14 protein-coding genes are annotated in these 16,241 nt (G+C 61.3%); 3 read left to right on the top strand and 11 right to left on the bottom strand.

Going from position 1 to position 16,241, the window contains the following annotated elements; translation table 11 throughout:
• Nucleotides 1-22: 22 nt before the first annotated feature.
• Entirely contained in the window at nt 23-946 is a 924-nt protein-coding gene (locus ACQY1L_RS00800; protein WP_430242134.1) for a pseudouridine-5'-phosphate glycosidase, read from the top strand.
• A gap of 102 nt (nt 947-1,048) precedes the next feature.
• Here ACQY1L_RS00800 and ACQY1L_RS00795 read toward each other — a convergent pair whose 3' ends face one another.
• Nucleotides 1,049-1,651 carry a DUF2026 family protein gene (locus ACQY1L_RS00795; protein ID WP_430242132.1) on the bottom strand — a complete coding sequence of 201 codons (603 nt, stop codon included), beginning with the start codon at nt 1,649-1,651 and terminating at the stop codon, nt 1,049-1,051.
• 210 nt (nt 1,652-1,861) lie between these two features.
• Here ACQY1L_RS00795 and ACQY1L_RS00790 point away from each other — a divergent pair, with 210 nt between their 5' ends.
• Together ACQY1L_RS00790 and ACQY1L_RS00785 are read left to right on the top strand one after the other, a co-directional pair.
• The gene (locus ACQY1L_RS00790) at nt 1,862-2,503 is read left to right on the top strand and encodes a SatD family protein (protein WP_430242130.1); all 642 of its coding nucleotides are present in this window, start codon (nt 1,862-1,864) and stop codon (nt 2,501-2,503) included.
• The gene (locus ACQY1L_RS00785) at nt 2,500-2,904 is read left to right on the top strand and encodes a hypothetical protein (RefSeq protein WP_062581889.1); all 405 of its coding nucleotides are present in this window, start codon (nt 2,500-2,502) and stop codon (nt 2,902-2,904) included. Before ACQY1L_RS00790 ends, ACQY1L_RS00785 begins: the two co-directional genes overlap by 4 nt.
• A 36-nt stretch (nt 2,905-2,940) precedes the next feature.
• Here ACQY1L_RS00785 and ACQY1L_RS00780 read toward each other — a convergent pair whose 3' ends face one another.
• The 10 genes from ACQY1L_RS00780 to ACQY1L_RS00735 all read right to left on the bottom strand — a co-directional run bounded on the left by ACQY1L_RS00780 (nt 2,941) and on the right by ACQY1L_RS00735 (nt 15,874).
• Nucleotides 2,941-4,314, bottom strand: coding sequence for a M20/M25/M40 family metallo-hydrolase (locus ACQY1L_RS00780; protein WP_430242128.1), 1,374 nt, complete (start codon nt 4,312-4,314; stop codon nt 2,941-2,943).
• Nucleotides 4,315-4,324: 10 nt separating this feature from the next.
• Entirely contained in the window at nt 4,325-6,127 is a 1,803-nt protein-coding gene (locus ACQY1L_RS00775; RefSeq protein ID WP_430242125.1) for an adenine deaminase, read from the bottom strand.
• Between the two features lie 168 nt (nt 6,128-6,295).
• Nucleotides 6,296-8,635, bottom strand: coding sequence for a Wzz/FepE/Etk N-terminal domain-containing protein (locus ACQY1L_RS00770; RefSeq protein ID WP_113166844.1), 2,340 nt, complete (start codon nt 8,633-8,635; stop codon nt 6,296-6,298).
• A 93-nt stretch (nt 8,636-8,728) separates the two neighbouring features.
• Nucleotides 8,729-9,631 carry a UTP--glucose-1-phosphate uridylyltransferase gene (locus tag ACQY1L_RS00765; protein WP_062461568.1) on the bottom strand — a complete coding sequence of 301 codons (903 nt, stop codon included), beginning with the start codon at nt 9,629-9,631 and terminating at the stop codon, nt 8,729-8,731.
• A 47-nt stretch (nt 9,632-9,678) separates the two neighbouring features.
• Nucleotides 9,679-10,641 carry a glycosyltransferase family 2 protein gene (locus ACQY1L_RS00760; RefSeq protein WP_430242122.1) on the bottom strand — a complete coding sequence of 321 codons (963 nt, stop codon included), beginning with the start codon at nt 10,639-10,641 and terminating at the stop codon, nt 9,679-9,681.
• Nucleotides 10,638-11,570 (bottom strand): glycosyltransferase, encoded by a 933-nt coding sequence (locus tag ACQY1L_RS00755; protein WP_430242120.1) that lies wholly within the window; start codon nt 11,568-11,570, stop codon nt 10,638-10,640. Before ACQY1L_RS00755 ends, ACQY1L_RS00760 begins: the two co-directional genes overlap by 4 nt.
• Nucleotides 11,567-12,586, bottom strand: a complete 1,020-nt coding sequence (locus tag ACQY1L_RS00750; RefSeq protein WP_174197067.1) for a glycosyltransferase family 2 protein — start codon at nt 12,584-12,586, stop codon at nt 11,567-11,569. Before ACQY1L_RS00750 ends, ACQY1L_RS00755 begins: the two co-directional genes overlap by 4 nt.
• A 13-nt stretch (nt 12,587-12,599) precedes the next feature.
• On the bottom strand, nt 12,600-13,793 hold the full coding sequence (locus ACQY1L_RS00745) for a glycosyl transferase family 1 (RefSeq protein WP_430242118.1): 1,194 nt from the start codon (nt 13,791-13,793) through the stop codon (nt 12,600-12,602).
• A 24-nt stretch (nt 13,794-13,817) separates the two neighbouring features.
• On the bottom strand, nt 13,818-14,723 hold the full coding sequence (locus tag ACQY1L_RS00740; RefSeq protein WP_430242117.1) for a family 16 glycosylhydrolase: 906 nt from the start codon (nt 14,721-14,723) through the stop codon (nt 13,818-13,820).
• Nucleotides 14,720-15,874, bottom strand: a complete 1,155-nt coding sequence (locus ACQY1L_RS00735) for an acyltransferase family protein (RefSeq protein WP_430242115.1) — start codon at nt 15,872-15,874, stop codon at nt 14,720-14,722. Before ACQY1L_RS00735 ends, ACQY1L_RS00740 begins: the two co-directional genes overlap by 4 nt.
• Nucleotides 15,875-16,241 lie beyond the last annotated feature (367 nt).

Below are 16,241 nucleotides of genomic sequence, written 5' to 3'. Positions count from 1 at the left end.
CTGCTTCCAGAAAGGAAATCCCATGTCATTGCTGAAGCCGAAACTCAGCCCTGAAGTTGCAGACGCTCTCGCGAACGGCGGTGCCATCGTGGCGCTCGAATCGACCATCATCACCCATGGCATGCCCTACCCGGCCAATCTGGAGACGGCGCTTTCGGTCGAGGCAGTCGTGCGTGAAAACGGTGCCGTGCCTGCTACCATCGCCGTCATCGACGGTGAACTCCGCGTCGGCCTCGAACACGACGAGCTGGAAAAGCTGGCTCAGGCCAAGGGCGTGGTCAAGGCCTCGGGCCGTGATCTCGCCGTTGCCATGGTGCGCGGCCAGACGGCGGGTACGACGGTGTCAGCAACGATGCTTCTGGCAGACCTCGCCGGCATTGAGATCTTCGCAACCGGCGGCGTCGGCGGCGTGCATCGCGGCGCTGAACAGACATTCGACATCTCCGCCGACCTGACCGAGCTTGGCCGCACCAGGACAGCCGTCGTCTGCGCCGGCGTGAAATCGATCCTCGATATCGCAAAGACGCTGGAATACCTGGAAACCCAGCGCGTCCCGGTCATTGCCTACGGCACCGAGGACTTCCCGGCCTTCTTCACCCGCCAGAGCGGCTACAAGGCCGATCACCGGCTGGATACGGCAGAAGAGATTGCCCGCGCCATGTATCTCCACCACCAGCTCGGCACCGGCACCGGCCTCCTGATCGCCAACCCGATCCCGGAAGAAGCCGCCCTGACCCCTGACTTCATCGACGGCACGATTGCCGATGCGGTGCGCGAAGCGGATGAGCGCGGCATCGGCCGCAAGGAACTGACGCCGTTCCTGCTCGCTCGCATCAACGAACTGTCGAAGGGTGAAAGCCTGAAAGCCAATATCGAACTGGTGAGAAACAACGCCCGCCTCGCCGCCAAGATGGCCGTGGCCTATGCGGCGCTGAAGAAGGGCTGAATTCACAAGGGCGGCGGGGTGCGACAGCATTTCGCCCTCTAACGCCCCGTAGCGGAGCTCGCCGTCATCGCCGAGCCTGTCCCGGCTCGCAGGCCTCCGACATCACCAGGCGCCAGAAAGCGCATTCCCCAGCAACGGCACGCTCTTTCCCGGCTCGCTCGCGATGGACAGTGACTTCGGTATCTGCTTGGGCGATTTCCGGAACCAGTTTGCGGCAACCGAGGCGAGATCACCGATCATCGCGTGCTTGTGCCAATCCGCGAACCGCCTTGCGCTCGCCTCCGGCTCCGACTGATAGAAGAAATCGCCGGATTGCTCGAGATCGTTGATGCTCGAAGCCATGGCCGACAGAGGCCGCTGGAACATCTTCGAGGGCACGCCAAGCTCGGATGCGCTTTGCGAAAACGCCGGCGCCATGAAATCGATCGCCCAGCCGTCGGCCTCCACCCAGCAATGAAAATTCTCGCCAGCACCCGTGACATACCCGTCTTCGCGCTGGTCTGCGAAGAGGATGCGGGTGCCGCCGAGATTGTAGGCGGCCAGCCCGCTTTTCGGCGTGGCAGTCACACCATAATGCTGGCGCAGGATGAACGCCCCGAACGTGCTGAAATACATCCCGGCAACGGCGGTGTTGGCGTTCTCGTTGACGAGCAGGCTGTTGATGACCCGGTAAATGCGGTGATAGTCGCTCTGCTTGATCAACATGACCCGTAACCTACCCGTTCCTGATGTGGCACCCTGCCTAGGCGGCCAGCGCGGCAATGTAAACTGCAGCGTTGCAGTGGGGTTTGAACCGGTTGGAAAGGGGCAGGAGCTTTGAACCAGATTGGGGTCAATTTTCTGATTGACCCTTTTTTGGGTAAATCGTAGATTTGACCCATGATAGGGTCAAACAAAAATCCTCTTGCGATCATCATGGGTGATATCGTTCAAAGCGAGATCAGCCCATCTATCGAACGCCTCCATGAACAATTTAACGCAGCGATCGACCGTCAGAACACCGAATCTGCTCGAATCCTGGCCTCGCCGCTTACGATCACCTTGGGAGACGAGTTCCAGGGTTTCGCGACCTCGCTTGCTGGTGCGATGCGGATTGCCCGCAAGGTTCGATACGATTTGATGCGCGATTCCATCGACTGCCGGTTTGCAATCGGAGTTGCCGCGTTGAAAACGCCGCTCAACCCAGAGCGCGCCTGGAACATGATGGGGACGGGTCTCGCCGCCACGAGGGCGAAGCTCAACGAGAAAGCGGCCACCACCTATTACCGGTTCCACATTCCAGGCTATCAGGTGCTCGAGACCCTGCTGGAGGCAGGCGGCGCAACGCTGACCGCCATCGAACGTCGATGGACGCCGACCCAGCGTCACGACATCCAGGCCTTTCTGGCGGGAAAGACGGCAAGCGAGATCGCGAAACTACGCAATGTTTCCGTGCACAGCATCTACAAGGTCAGAAACTCTGGAGACTTTGATCTTTACCTGCTTCAATGGAATGCCATTCAAGAGGCCCTTGCCGAACTGGACGGTTCCTTGTCGCTCGAAAGGCAGCACGCATGATCCACGCACTCGTCTATACGGCTGTCGCACTGGGCTTGCTGACTTACGGAGGCAACTGGCTATGTCGCAAGCTTTTCGATCTGACCGGCCTGAAGGACATGGTCTCGGAAAGTCCTCCCTCGACCATCAGCGCCGGACGAGTGATCGGCATTCTGGAGAGGCTGATACTCGCGGCCGGGATCGTTGTTCACAGTTGGGAGATCCTCGCCGCCGTGATAGCACTGAAAACGGTCGCCAGGTTCCAGAAGCTGGATCAGCGTGAATTCGCCGAATATTTTCTGGTCGGATCCCTGTTCAGCGTCCTATGGGCACTTATTATAACCAGCGCATGGGCAGCGTACGACCACAGCCTCGGCATAGATCTTCGACAGACCATTGCCAACATGCTGGTGATCGACTGAGCGGTTTGGCGAAATCCACCATCCCTGCCCTACCATTCACCCCTTCATCTCACCCAGCTTCGCCAGCAGTGCAGCACCGGTGCGGATGCCGGCGTGGAAGAGGTCGAGCTTGAGGTTTTCGTTGGGGGCGTGGTTTGCCTGGTCGGCATTGGCATAGGGCACCACGAAAGCGGGTTTGCCGAGGATTTTTGTGAAGACGTAGTCCGGAAGGCTGCCGCCGAGGCTTGGGTAGAGCAGTGGCTCGACGCCGCGGGCAGCGACGATCGCCTCGCGGATCACGGATGCGAACGGGCTGTCCATCGGGGTCTTCGACGGCAGCATGGAGTTTTGCGGCACGAACTCCACGTCGGGTGCGTATCTTTCCACATGCGCCCGGACTTTTTCGAACACGTAGTCCGGCGTCAGGCTCTCGACCAGCCGGATATCGCATTTCGCATAGGCTTCGCTTGGAAGAACCGTCTTCTGCCCCGGCCCGCCATAGCCGCCATGCAGCCCGTTGATGGTAAGCGTCGGCTGGAACATCAGCCGCTCGTAATAGGGACGATCCGCCGGCTCGTCGATCGCCGTCATGCAAAGCTCGGCCTTGATCTTCTCGACATCAAGCGGCAAAGCCGCCATCGCCTGCAATTCCAGATCGGTCGGCGGCACCACCGGATCGTAGATACCATCTATGGTGATCTCGCCGCGGTCGTTCTTCATGGTTGCGAGCAGATGCACGAGCTTCCAGATCGCGTTCGGCATGACGCCGCCGAAATTGCCGGAATGGGCGTCGCGGTTGGCAGTCTTTGCACGTAGCTCGAAGGAAGCGACGCCGCGCACGCCAAACGTGACGACCGGGCGGCCGCTGTCATGCAGCGAGCCATCCGAGGTCACGACGAGATCGGCATTGAGCTTGTCGGCATGTTCGGCGACGAATTCCGCCATATGGGGACTGCCGATCTCCTCCTCGCCTTCGAGCAGGAAGATCACATTGCAGGGCAGTTCGCCAACCACCTTGAGATAGGATTCAATCGCCAGCAACTGGGCGAAATGCTGGCCCTTGTTGTCGCCGATGCCGCGCGCGTAGATGCGGCCGTCGCGGATCTCGGGCTCGAAGGGCGGGCTTTTCCAGAGGTCGAGCGGCTCGGGCGGCTGCACGTCGTAATGCCCGTAGAGCAACACGGTCGGCTTGCCGGGCTGGTTCTCCATCCGGCCGATCACCATCGGGTGGTTGCGGGTGGTGATCGCCTGGGCCTGCATGCCGAGACCATTGAGGATGCCGACGAGGATATCGGCGGCTTCCGTGATCCCCTCGTTGGAGGCGCTGATCGACTTGTGCTTCACATACTCCATCACCCGTTCGACGAAACTGTCGCTGTTGGCGTCGATATGGGCGAGAACGCGGGCGAGATCGGTGTTTTCAGATGTCATGCTCAAGCTCTCATGCCGGTTCGAACAGGGTCTGCATCTGCATTTCCGGCACCAGAACGAGGCCCTTGTCGGTAATGCGGATATCCGGAATGACCGACAACGGAATGAGATTGAAGCCCATATAGGCGATCGTGCATTCGGCCTTTTCCCATTCGAGCTTCAACGCCTTCACCTCGTCGGCGACCTCGTGGACGCGCTTGTCGGACAAGAGCCCCGCGATCGGCAGCGGCACCATGGCGGTCAGCTTGCCATCCATGACCACGCAGACGCCGCCCTGGACCGCCTCGATGGCATCGAGCGCGACCTGCATGTCGCGTTCATTGGTGCCGGCGACGATGATATTGTGGCTGTCGTGACCGACCGAGGAGGCGACGGCGCCCTTCTTCAGGCCGAAGCCATTGAGCAGACCGTGAGCGACATTGCCCGGCGACTTGCCGTGACGTTCCACGACCGTGACGAAGCAAAGCCCGTGGCGATCGAACTGGGTCTGCCAGTCGTTGGCCGGCTCGAGCGTGACGGTGACATGGCCGAGCGTGATGCCCGGCAGCTCCGTCTTGATCGTGTGGGCAATGACGGTCTCGGTCGGCAGTTCAGGCGTCAGCTTGAGGTTCTTCGGCAGCTTCACCGTATGATAGGCGGCTTCCGGATAGCGATAGGGCTTGGACAAAGCCTCATCGAGAACAGGCGTGATCTTCTTCTGGTCCACGACCAGTTCGCCGCCATACCAGGTGCTGACCGGCTCCAGGTTATCGGAGAGGAGCACCAGATCTGCACGCCGTCCGCCGCCGAGACCACCGATCTCGTTTTCCATGCCGAAGCGGGTGGCGCCATGCAGCGAGCCCATGGCCCAGGCCTGTTCCGGCGTCATGCCATATTTGACCGCCTCGCGGGTCACCCAGTCCATTCCGAAGGCGAGCAGATCCTCGGCGTCGCGGTCGTCGGTGCAGACGGCGACGCGCTTGTGCGAGGCGCCAAGCTCGGTGATCGTCTTGATCGCCTGCGGCAGCGAATGCCAGGGCGTCGTCGGCGGGCCGCCGCGTAGGAACAGCCAGACGCCGGCTTCCAGCAGATCGTCAGCAATATCGCGGTCGATCGCCTCATGAGTGTCGGTCACGCCGGAGGCGGCATAGGCCGCGACGAATTCACGGCCGTAGACATGGCCCGATACGGGACGGCCGCGCGACAGAGCAGCAGCGAGGATCGCATGGCTGCGTTCGTCGCCCATCGCGACGGGAACGAAATCCATCTTTTCGCCGAGCGCCACCGCTTCCGGCCATTTGTCGAACAGCGCCGCGATCTTGTCCGGCGTCAGGTCGCCACCGGCGGTTTCCAGTTCCGGCGAGGTGGCGGGAACGGTGCTCGGCACCGTCAGGAAGATCGACAGCGGCGCCATGCGCGCGTCTTCCAGCATCGCCTCGACACCGGCGACATCCATGACATTGCCGATCTCGTGGCTGTCGCAGAAGATCGTGGTGGTGCCATTGAGAAGGGCAGCCTCCGCATAGGCGCAGGCCGTCACCATCGAGGATTCGATATGGATATGCGGATCGACGAGGCCAGGCGCGAGAATGCCGCCCTTTGCGTCGTAAATCTTGGCCGATGTTCCCTTGTAGGAACCGGTGGGCTTTACCGCGGCGATACGGCCGCCGGAGAGCCAGATTTCCCGCCCGGGCAGGATGCGCTCCGAATAGGTCGACAGCATCCGTGCATCCCGGATGACCAGATCAGGCTCGCGCCGTGCCGACGCGACGTCGGCGAGCAATCGCGTCATGGATGCCAGCGGGTGAACGGAGAAACGGTTGAGAGTGCTCATGAAATTCGGCCTCGCGGATCATCGGACTGGGGACATGGTAGGGAATTTTGTTCCCGCACGGAAGCACGCATTGGCGCTAAAGGCACACGGCAACCACTGAAACGTGAAAGGCCGCCGGTTCCTCAGGGAGCGGCGGCCTTCGATCAGTCTTTCGGAACGTGCCGCAACTTAGCGCGGCACGCCGGGAATGGCATCCTTGTAATAGGATGAATAGCTTGAATGCAGGCGCTCTGGCGCGCCCGGATCGGCATATTTGCGCAGCTCGCCCATCTCGGTCTTGTTGAGAATGACGCCGATCGTCTTTGCGGCAATCTGCGGTTCCGACTGAAGCACGCTCTGCACGGCCTTGACCGGCGTGACACCCCATTCGGTGACGAAGATGAAGCCGTCGACATAGGGCTCGAAGGCCTTCGCATCGATAACAGGGATCAGCGGTGCCAGGTCGACGATGATGACGTCAAACGTGTCCTTGATGCTTTCGAGGAACTGGCTCATGCCGGTCGAGGCGAGAAGCTCCGATGTATGGGCAAGCTGGCGGCTGCGGGTGGTCATCGGCAGGATCGTCAGGCGCGAGCGGCGGTCGACGCGGGCGGCCGCCGTCCACGGAACCTTCTGCAGCACGACGTCGATCAGGCCGACATCCGGTTCGCTCGCCAGCATCTTGGACAGACCCGGATTGCGCAGATCGCCATCGATGACCAGCGTGCGAACGCCGTTGGATGAGATGAGGCCGGCAAGGTTTGCCGCAACCATCGACTTGCCTTCGCCGGGAAGGCAGGAGACGACGCCGATGACCGAGCATTTGCGACCCTGCAGCACGATATCGGCGGCAAGCTTGGCATTGCGCAGCGTCTCGGCAAACTGCGAGCGCGGCGCTTCGACGGCAACCCGCATCTTGCGGCGAAGCGCGATCGGATCGCCCTCCGGCAGGATCTGGCCGTCGATGGCGTCGGCTGGCTTGTCGGAGCCGTTGTCGTCGGTCTGGGCGCTGCCAATCTTCGGGAGGTAACCGAGGAAGCGGACGCCGAGCTTGTCCTGCACGTCGGCGCCGGTGCGGAAGAAGCGCTCGCGGAATTCCAGAAGCGCTGCAAGTGCGCCGCCGAGCAGCAGTCCAAGCACGACGGACAGAGCCATGGTGAGCGTCTTGCGCGGGCTGGACGGCGAGATCGGCACGCCGGCTTCCGAGATGACGCGCGCCTTGGCGATCGGCAGCGATTGCAGCTGCGACGCCTGTTCGAACCGCTGCAGATAGGACTGGTAGAGCGTCTTCAGAGCATCAGCGCGCTGCTGCAGTTCCTGCAACTGCACCATGGAAACATTGGCATCCTGGTTGCGGCCGGCCACGCTTTCGATGCTGGCACGCAGCGACTGCTCGCGCGAGCTTGCGACATCCAGCTCGTTGCGGAACGAACCGGTCAGCTGCTGCAACTCGCGCAGGATCTGTTGCGCCAGGTCCTGCTTTTCAGAGCGGAGCGCGACTGCCTGCGGGTGATCGGCGCCGAACTGCTCGACCACGCCCTTTTCACGATCGTTGACCGTCGTGTAGCGCTGGCGAAGGTTCTGCAGCACCGTGTTGTCGGTATCGCGGTTGGCAACGACGGCGTTTTCGACGGCTGCTTCCGAGCCCTTGTCGATGATCACCTTGTACTGGTTGTAGCGGGCCTGGGCGCTGGCGACTTCGGCCTGCGCCGAGATCAGCTGGGTATTGAGATCGGACAGCTGCTGGGCCGACATCAGCTCGCCGCGCGGCGATACGAGGCCGTTGTCGCGTTTATACTGCTCGACCGTCAGCGATGCCTGCTGTGCGCGGATGTTGAGGTCGTTCAAACGTTCCTGGAGCCACACGGAAGCGCGCTCGGTCGCGTCGAAATTGGCATTGAGCTCTTCCGTCAGGAAGGAACTGGCATAGGTCTTGGCAAGCTGGGCGGAAAGAACCGGGTCTGGCGAGCGGACGGAGAGCGAGATGACCGAGCTGCGTCCGACGCGCTCGACGGTGATCGACTGCTGAAGGATGGCGGCAGCCTTTTCACGGCGTCCGGCGCGCACCTGGTCTTCGCTCGGCAACGGGCCGCCTGATGAAACCAGCGAGACAACGCTTTTTACCATGTCCTTGGCAAGATCGACCGGCGATTTGGGCGGATCGACGATCAGGTCGTTTTCCGCAAACTTGCCCTTGTCGACGACGCTGAGCGCCAGCGCCTTGGATTTCAGGATCTCGACCGAACTGGACATGCGGTTGTCGATCTGCTGCGCGGTCTGGCCTTCGGTTTCCTCTTCCGCATAGCGGGACAGGTTGTCGTCCACCAGGATCTGCGTCGCGGCCGTGTATTTCGGCTGCGCCGTAAACAGATAGGCTGCCGCAAGCGCGACCATGGCGACCACGCAGATGATGATCACGCCAAGCCGACGCATGGCTGCCGACCACAGCTTGTCGAGGTCGATGAACGTGTCAGTTTCTTTTTGCTCGTTCGGGAAGATGTTCATCGGCCTATAATTAACCTGGTCCATGGCTTTGTCCGCTTTCCGGAATTGTCGAGAGGAACGGCAGAAATGGACTGCCGTTCCTCGGGCTTTGGTCTGACTGCGACGTTGGAGCGGCCCTTAAGCCGCCTTAACCTTCGATTCGTGGTTGGCGAGAAGCTCCTTGACGGAGTGATAGATCTCCTCGCCCATATCGCTCCGCAACATCGCGAAGGCCACATTGGCTTCGATGAAACCGCGCTTGGAACCGCAGTCGAAGGTCCGTCCGGTATAGGGCTGTGCGTGGAACGGCTGCTTCTGCAGCAGTTTCTGCATGCTGTCGGTCAGCTGGATCTCGTTGCCGGCTCCGCGTTCCTGGCTTTCCAGCAGTTCGAAGATCTGCGGCTGCAGGATATAGCGACCATTAAGGTAATAGTTCGACGGTGCATCGGCAGGTGCCGGCTTTTCGACCATGCCGGTCACTTCGAAGCCGTGCTGCTTGCTTTCGCCGATCGCGACGACGCCGTAGCTGGACGTCTCCTCGGGCGCACACTGCTCGACGCCGAAGACGTTGCCGCCGACTTCCTCATAGAGATCAACGAGGCCTGCCATGCAGCCGCGGGCGCCATAGGACACCATATCCGGCAAAAGCAGCGCGAAGGGCTCGTTGCCCACCAGTTCGCGGGCGCACCAGACGGCGTGGCCGAGACCCAGCGGAACCTGCTGGCGGGTGTAGCTGACGGTGCCGGCAAGCGGCAGCATCTTTTCGAGCTGGGTCACCTGAACCGTCTTGCCGGCGCGGGTGAGGCTGGCGATCAGTTCGGGATTACTGTCGAAATAATCTTCGATTGCCGTCTTGTTGCGGCTGGTCACGAAGATGATGTGCTCGATGCCGGCCTGCATGGCCTCATCGACCGCATATTGCACGACGGGCCTGTCGACGATCGTCAGCATTTCCTTTGGCATCGCCTTGGTGGCCGGCAGGAACCGTGTTCCATTGCCTGCAACCGGAATGACCGCCTTGCGAACAGGTCTCATTTCCATAGTGTCGTTGTCCTTTCCGGGACGCCCCCGCCCCGTCGATCGGATTGTCAAGAAACGCCGGCAGCTCTTGCGAACCGGCGCATACGGACGGCAATCGGCATGCGCAGGTGCTTGAGCGCCCGCGGATTGTCGATTGCCGTTTTCAGGATCCCGCCGACCGACCGCTTCTTGATCTGGTCGACGAGTGTGAGGAAGGATGCCGCTTCCCGAATGCTCTGCGTGCGGCGCAGCTGTGCTGCCATCGCCTGCCGTTCGAGCGTGAAGCGGCCGAGGAACTTCTCGTCGCCGGCAAGCATCGCCGTGAGGTGTTCGGGCTTCAGCACCCGCGAGATCGAACCGTGGCGCAGGTGGTAGACGTAACCGGCCTCGGGCTCGATGGCGCAGACGCCGCCGCTCGCGATCGCAGATGCAAGCAGGATGTAATCCTCGCCGATCCGCAGGTTCTCATCAAAGCGCAAGCCGTGCTGATTGAGGAAATCGCGGCGGAAAATCGGCTTCATGTAACCGAAATTGAACGTGCTTTCGAAGATGATGTTGGATTCGATGAAATCGGCGAGCTCAAGCGTGTTCCGCGCTTCCAGATCGGAGCGCGAAAACATCGCCGTCGGCTGGCCGCCTTCGAGCGGGACGACGTCGATATTGTCGACCACGATCCGTGCATCCATCGCCTCGGCGCGTGCGATCATCCGCTTCAGGCGCTGCGGATGGATCGTGTCGTCGGCATCGAGCACGGCGATCCAGCGGCCGGTTGCCGCATCGAACCCGGCATTGCGCGCGGCCGCCGGTCCGCCATTGGCGGGCTGGACGATGAGCTTGACGCGATCGTCGCGATCGCGGCAGCGAAGCGCAAGCTCGCGGGTGCCGTCGCTGGAGCAGTCGTCGACGACGATCACTTCCAGGGAGACGTCGACCTGGGCAAGCGCGCTATCGATCGCGCTTTCCAGCGTCTCCTCAGCATTGTAGGCGGCGATGACGAAGCTGACATCGGGTGCGGTGACAACAGATGTCATGTGGCCTCCACCATGCCGTACTGGCGGATCTCGCGCATGCCGAGCGTCCCCATGACCGAACCGGCGTGCAGTGCTGCGCGCAGGGCATAGCGCGTGCGGGTGACCGGAATTGCGACAGTTGCGATGGTGACCACGGCGCAATAGCCAAATTTCAGCCCGGCGATTGCTGCTTTCTTGAACCGCGACAGACCGGCACTCTTTGCGGCAACAATGCGGCCATGGGTCTGGCCGGAGCGGAAGCGGCGTTTGGCAAGCCACGAGAAGCTGGCGCGCTTCTTCGGCACCGGCTCTTCCAGCATGGCCTCGCGGGCAAACTCGATTTTTCCGCCGGCATCGGTCAGCTGAGTGAAATAGTGCGTATCCTCGCCACCGCTCTGGCCGAGCGACAGCGCGAACTTGCGGGCCGCAAGCTTCGGTGAGCGCATGTCGAGAAGCACGTTGCAGGTATAGCCGGTGACGATACGGCCATCGACCCACACGGGATTGGTCGAGTGGAAATCACCGCTGCGCATCCAGGCCGGCACATTATCCGGATAGATGGCGCGGACAGGGCCTAGAACCGCATCGGCCGACGTCGCTTCGGCGCGGTCGACAAGCGCTGCAAGCCAGCCAGGACCGGCTGTCTCGTCGTCGTCGATAAAGGCCAGATAATCGGCTTGGCAGGCAGCAAGGCAGGCATTGCGCGCAATCGAGATGTTCGATTTCGGGCAATGGACATACTCGATCTCGAAGGGCGAGACGGCTTTCAGCCGCTCCACCAAGGCTTGCGCGCTTGGCTCCGCGTCATTGTCGGCGACGATCAGCCGGACCTGCGTGTGTTCAGGCACGTCGAGCGCAAACAGCGACCGCAACGTGACCTCCAGTTCCGGGCGCCGATAGGTGCAGATGCCGATATCGATGCGGAGCTTGCCGCTGCCAGCCACGATCATGCACGCCTCCTCGATTTGATGCCGATCAGTTCCAGCCAGAAGCCTGCCGACCAGGCGAAATGCATGATCATCGCCGACACCGCGGCAAGCGGACCGAGCGGGTTATTTTGGCCAACAGCCATCCAGACGCCGTAGCCGAGGCAGGCGACCGCCCAGACAACCAGCGGAATGGCCGCCCACCAGTAGAGGACGGCAAGCACGGCGCCGATCACGACAGGTGCGACCGCCAACGGAATGGCCTGGCGGATCTTGGGGATCGACCGATGCTTCAAAAGGTTCTTTGCCCGGCCGCGGCCATAGCCGAGATACTGCCGGAACAGCGCCGAGGCGGTGGAGCGCGGATAATAGGTCATGTAAGTCTTGCCGGTCATCCAGATGCGGAAACCGGACTGGCGAAGGCGGAAATCCAGTTCCGCATCCTCGTTATGGCTGAAGCTCTCGTCGTAGCCGCCGACAGCCTGAAACGCGAAGATGCGCATCAGGGCGTGGTGGCCGTGATCGACCCACTCGCCGCCGCCGCCGGCCCGGTGCTTGGAGCCGCCATTGCCGAGCTTGGAGTTTTGCGCCGCAGCCGTTGCCCGCTGGAACAGGCCAAAGCCGACCGTTTCCATGCCGACCACGATGGAATCCGCCTCAAGCGACACCGCTTCCTGCAGAAGCGTCCGGCAATAATCGTCGGGATAATCGCCATGCGCGTCGATGCGGATCAGATATTCGAACTCCGCGCCGAAGCGCTGGACCGCGAGATTGATCGCCGCACTCTGGATGCGCTTGGCATTGTGCATCAGCGCCACGTTCGGCAGTTCCTGAGCGACGCGAAGGACGATCTCCTGCGTGCCGTCCTTGCTGCCGCCATCGGCAACGACGATCATGTCGCTGGCCGAGCTACGCTGCTGGTCGAGCTTGCGCAAAAGCGGCTCGATGGTCTTTGCCTCATCAAGGCACGGAACGACGATCAGTGTCCGGATCAAGGACAGGTCGCCATGGGAAACATCGGCATTCGAAGGCACACGCATGACCTATCTCACCTCACGACTGCACGGTTGAAACGGCCGGTACCGACGGTACGGCCAGCGAAATATTGCGATTGAGGCCCGCAAGCCTGTCGACCAGGGCGCGGCAATCGCTAGCATCGGTAACCCACTGGCTGCGATCGACGGCCGCAAGCCGGGTGAAGCGATCGAGGTAGAGTGCGTCGGTCATGCCCGAGAACAGGGTTTCCAGATCGGAAGGCGTCGCGTTGTCGAGAAGGATGCCGATATCGCGCTTAGCCACAAAGCGGCCGGTCTCGGTGCGCGCCAGTGCGATCGGAACCGCGCCATGCAGCCCGCCTTCATAGAGACGGTTCGGCAAAAGCCACTCGGAGTTCAGACCTTCCTCGAAGAAATCGATCGCCCAGGTGAACTGCACCTCGTTGTAGATCTCTGCCAGATCCTCCGGATTGCGGTAGGGACCCTCGAAACGCAGGAACGGCGCGTTCTTCACCTGCGCATCGAAATCGGCAAACTCGCTATAGGCCGGCCGTCCCCGGATGATGACCTCGACCCCGCCGTTCATCTTTTCGGCAAAGGCCGTCAGGATATCGAGCGACTTGCGGCAGCGGATCGCACCGAACCAGCCGATCTTCCAGGGCTCACCCTGCTTGGGCAGACGCGGTTGCGGCTTTGCGACGGACGCTTCGCCCAGCTGCAGAACCTTGTTCTCGAGCAGAAGGACCGGAAGATCGAGCCCGGATTTCGGCTTGAAGAAGTTTTCGACAAAGGCCGGCGAGCTGGTGATCAGCAGCCGGGCCGACTTTGCGAAATGCCGCTGCACGGCACGCAGCACCCGGCCCTTGGCGCCCTCGTCGAGAAGCAGCCGGTGGATATCGAGACATTCGTAGACGACAGGCACGTCGCCGCCGAACAGCGACGCGGCGCCATCGGCGAGAACCAGCATTTCCAGATTGCGGGCAATGATGACATCCGGCATGGGAACGCCGGCAAGTCTCTTTTGCAACTGCATCCGGGCACTAATCACGGCCTTGATGCGCTGGCTGAACTGTCCGTCCTGCGTTGAACCGAGATCGATGGAGCGCACGCCCTCTTCCTGGCCCAGCAGGTTTCCCGCGCGCCTGAAGCCTGCCACCGTGACGCTGGCGCCGCCGGTTTTCAACGTCAGCACCCGCCGGCGAATGGCCGGGTCGGCAAGATCATGGGCCAGATAGAGGACCTGCAGTGTCACGTCGTTCAACTCCCTGTCGAAAGATCAGTCGAGCGTGCAAAGCACGGATTGCGGGAAAGCACAGTCTTCGCCGAGCGCCGTATAGGCGATGCGATCGACTTCCATCGTGGTGGGGCCGGAATAGGCGAACGGGCCCATCCAGGATTTCAGCGTATCACTGCCCCACAGGCTCAGAAAGATCTTCTGGGCGTTCTGCGGGATCTTCGACGGGTCGGTGACTTCCTGCACCAGCTTGCCGTTGAGGAAGTAGCGCAACCGCTCCGGCTCCCAGATGAAGGCGTAGTCGTTGAAGCCCTTGTCCGCACCACCGGCAACGGGAACGATCTTCTCGTTCTTGCCCTTGCCATTGATATACTGGTTGAGCTGAACCTGATCGACATTCTTGCCGAGCACCTCGAAGTCGATCTCGTCCCACGGCTTTTTGTCGGTCGGGCCGATATAGGTGAAGAAGGCTGAGTTGAGGCCAGGACCGGTCGCCGATTTGTAGCGCGCCTCATAGGTACCGTAACCGAAGCGGGCGCGGGTCTGGATCTCGCCGCAGACGTTTTTGCGGTCCTTGTTCTGGCGCTCCTCGAAGGTGAGCTTCAGATTGCCGCCATCGGTCGTCACCTGGCGCTGCGACCAGGTGCAGTTCTGATGAGCGCCATTGTTCCAGCCGTTCGAAACGAACCAGAACGACCGGTCGAGCCGATCGAAATTCTCGACGAAGGACGTGCCCTTGGCATCCGGCTGCGGCTTGCCACCCGGGTGGGGTTTGCCACCCGGATGCTTGCTGGCTGCCTGATCTGGAGCATTAGGGGCTGTCCCGGGAGGTGCCGGAGGCTGAGGCGCCTGGGCAAAAGCTGGAGCGCAGGCGAGCACTGCCAGCGCGGCGAATGCCGTTGCAGCGGCTCGGAAAGCGGGTCGAATCTGTCTGGCTGGTGCCGTCATGTTTCACCTCTTCTGTGGGTCAGGGCGGGCTCGCGGCCATGCGCGGAATGCCCGGACGAATTGGAGTTCTGCGTCTGCGCAAGCTTTGCCTTGCGGCCGCGACTGCCCGTGAGCGTCTGGTAAAGGCCGGGCATAAGGCGCGACACCAGCGCATTCGAAATCACCAGGATCACGAGGGCCGAGGAAATCGCGCCGACATAGAACAGCGGGTAAAGCTGATCGCCCGCAATGCGGTTCCAGACCATCCACATCACCACGAGCAGCGGGTAATGGGCGCAGAAGATCCAGAAGCTGAGGCTGCCGGTGGCGGCCAGCCGTTTGCCGAGCGTCGAGCGGATGGCGAGCGCCGACATCAGCCAGAAACCGCCGGCACCGATAATCGACAGTGCGTTGCGCAGAAGCTCAAGCGACCAGGAATAGTCCGGTCCCGTCTGATAAAGCGCGATCGACAACAGGACGGCGGCGGCCACAACCAGCGCAGTGCCGGGAACGGCAAAACGGTCGAGCGCCGAGAGATCGATCCGGTTCAAAGCGAGGAAGATGCCGAAGGTAAAAGAGAACAGGATCGACTTCTTCAAAACGATGAAGAGCGTGAGATCCGGCAAGATCGCCACCACGAACAGGATGACCAGCGTCGGCACCGCAGCCTTGCGCACGAAGAAGGCAAGGATTGGCGACAGGGCGATGCAGACGACAAGGTCACGCAGGAAATAGAGCGGGATGTCGACGGGAAAATTCTCGCTCGCAAACGCATAGTTCGCCAGTTCACGGGAGGATGCATTCCACAGGTCCGGGAAATACCCGATGCCCATGCCGGCGCGCTGCACCAGAAGGACGACGGCGAACAGGCCGAGGTTCCACAACAGGAACGGCACAAGCACGGTTCGCGCCTTGGATTGCATCACCTTGCCGTAGTCGAAAGCATCCCAGCCACGGCGAAACAGCAGATAGCCGGAAATCGCGCTGAGGCACGGTACGCCGATACGAAACAGGCTGTCGCCAAAAAACACGCGGAGCCAATCGAAGAAACCGTTCTGGCCGAGGAACGGGCTGGTCTGCGGATCGAACGGGACGTGGACGAACACGATGCCCGAGATCAGAAGGATGCGCATCAAATTGATACGGGAGGAAATGGTTTGATCAACAGTCAAACGAACTACCCTTTTTGGGCGGCGCCTCCCGTCACCACCGTTTCAATCAGAGCAGACTTTGAGCCCGCATTTTCGAGTGCCAAGGATCAGGTGCAGTTTGGCACAAAATGTGGCGGCGCAGCGAAAAGCCGGGATCCGCCCGGTCCGCAGCGGCATCCCGTTACCCGTTCCATTCGCGAGTTCTACTTTCGCGAGTGCTGAAACGCTATGGATTCCGGGGGGATCACTGATTTCTTATGCTGCACTGCACAACAGAGAAAAAAATCAATTCGTCGTGAAAATAACTTCGACCTCAGACGACACTCAATCAAATCGGTTCGCATACTCGCCCGATTGCGGCGCGATTAAGGCGAAAATGCGTCTCAAC

Source organism: Neorhizobium sp. DAR64862/K0K3 (assembly GCF_050500185.1).
GTDB lineage: Bacteria > Pseudomonadota > Alphaproteobacteria > Rhizobiales > Rhizobiaceae > Neorhizobium > Neorhizobium soli.
This window is presented reverse-complemented; position numbering and strand designations above follow the sequence as displayed.

Coding starts and splice junctions, on each gene's coding strand:
- ACQY1L_RS00765 (WP_062461568.1), bottom strand. CDS start 9,631: ATGGAAATGAGACCTGTTCGCAAGGCGGTCATTCCGGTTGCAGGCAAT.
- ACQY1L_RS00770 (WP_113166844.1), bottom strand. CDS start 8,635: ATGGACCAGGTTAATTATAGGCCGATGAACATCTTCCCGAACGAGCAA.
- ACQY1L_RS00780 (WP_430242128.1), bottom strand. CDS start 4,314: ATGACATCTGAAAACACCGATCTCGCCCGCGTTCTCGCCCATATCGAC.
- ACQY1L_RS00775 (WP_430242125.1), bottom strand. CDS start 6,127: ATGAGCACTCTCAACCGTTTCTCCGTTCACCCGCTGGCATCCATGACG.
- ACQY1L_RS00790 (WP_430242130.1), top strand. CDS start 1,862: ATGGGTGATATCGTTCAAAGCGAGATCAGCCCATCTATCGAACGCCTC.
- ACQY1L_RS00795 (WP_430242132.1), bottom strand. CDS start 1,651: ATGTTGATCAAGCAGAGCGACTATCACCGCATTTACCGGGTCATCAAC.
- ACQY1L_RS00760 (WP_430242122.1), bottom strand. CDS start 10,641: ATGACATCTGTTGTCACCGCACCCGATGTCAGCTTCGTCATCGCCGCC.
- ACQY1L_RS00750 (WP_174197067.1), bottom strand. CDS start 12,586: ATGCGTGTGCCTTCGAATGCCGATGTTTCCCATGGCGACCTGTCCTTG.
- ACQY1L_RS00755 (WP_430242120.1), bottom strand. CDS start 11,570: ATGATCGTGGCTGGCAGCGGCAAGCTCCGCATCGATATCGGCATCTGC.
- ACQY1L_RS00800 (WP_430242134.1), top strand. CDS start 23: ATGTCATTGCTGAAGCCGAAACTCAGCCCTGAAGTTGCAGACGCTCTC.
- ACQY1L_RS00740 (WP_430242117.1), bottom strand. CDS start 14,723: ATGACGGCACCAGCCAGACAGATTCGACCCGCTTTCCGAGCCGCTGCA.
- ACQY1L_RS00785 (WP_062581889.1), top strand. CDS start 2,500: ATGATCCACGCACTCGTCTATACGGCTGTCGCACTGGGCTTGCTGACT.